The 922-nt window shown below is 59.3% G+C and carries 1 protein-coding gene; it reads right to left on the reverse strand.

The window, feature by feature from the left end; genetic code table 11:
• A partial coding sequence (locus tag NPS56_RS30915; protein WP_274078164.1) for a T6SS phospholipase effector Tle1-like catalytic domain-containing protein occupies nt 1-922 on the reverse strand: 922 nt, incomplete at both ends.

Consider the following 922-nt stretch of genomic DNA (forward strand, 5'->3'; position numbering starts at 1 on the left):
CTTTACGACCTCTGCCTGCTTCTCGTCGCGATGCTCTTCGGCGCGCGCTTTGACCCCTTTGTCGGCTTCGCGGTCGCTCGCCTGAAGATAGAATGGAGTGTGCTTGAGGCTGGCGAAGGCATAGCGGTCGATGCGCCAGCCGGTGATCCAGCTCATCTGCTCGCGCAGGGTCTGTTCCAGGCTAGTGGTTGCGGGTAATGGCTGGTAATGGTCAACCTGTTCAGCGGACAGCGGTTGTTGTGCTGGGGGCAAGCCCAGGGTTAGCTGACGCCAGGCATTGAAGCGATCAACTAAGGTGGGCGCGATAGCAAACTCCATCTCTCCCTCGAGATCCATCACTCTCCACACCTCATGGGTCATCTCACCCGACAAGGCAGTTTTAGGTGCTTTCAACGGAGCGCCATGAGCAAAGGCGTCGGAATAAAGATCATGCAGAGCAATTTGCGACAACAGCAAACGATCATCTCTACCTACGGCCTTACCCTGATCCCCCGGCGGATACCCCCCACCCTGATCCGAGTGCACGCCCGGATAAATCACCTCCACACTATTCGCCGGATAACCCCCCTGCTCCCGGCGAATGGACTCCAGCGGAAAGGACAACCGTTGCTCATGACTGGCAACGATGTGCAGGCAACGCTTAACCAGAGTGCTGGCTGGCAGTTCCTGGTTGCCATCGGCCCAACTCATATGGCCGTTGGCCCCTGGTACGATGTCGGCCAGACCGACCGAGGCCACAGTGTCCAGCAGCCCCAGGTACTCGACGCTGATGGGCAGGCGCAAATCGGACAAGCGCAACGCCAGCACCGGCTCGGACCGGGTCAACAGCTGGTTCAACCAGCTGACAAAGGCCCGCGCCGCCGATGCGCCACGGGAAAAACCATAGACGTACAACTTGATTCCCAGCAGCTTGACCTGCCCG

Source organism: Pseudomonas putida (assembly GCF_028682635.1).
Classification (GTDB): Bacteria; Pseudomonadota; Gammaproteobacteria; order Pseudomonadales; family Pseudomonadaceae; genus Aquipseudomonas; species Aquipseudomonas putida_AE.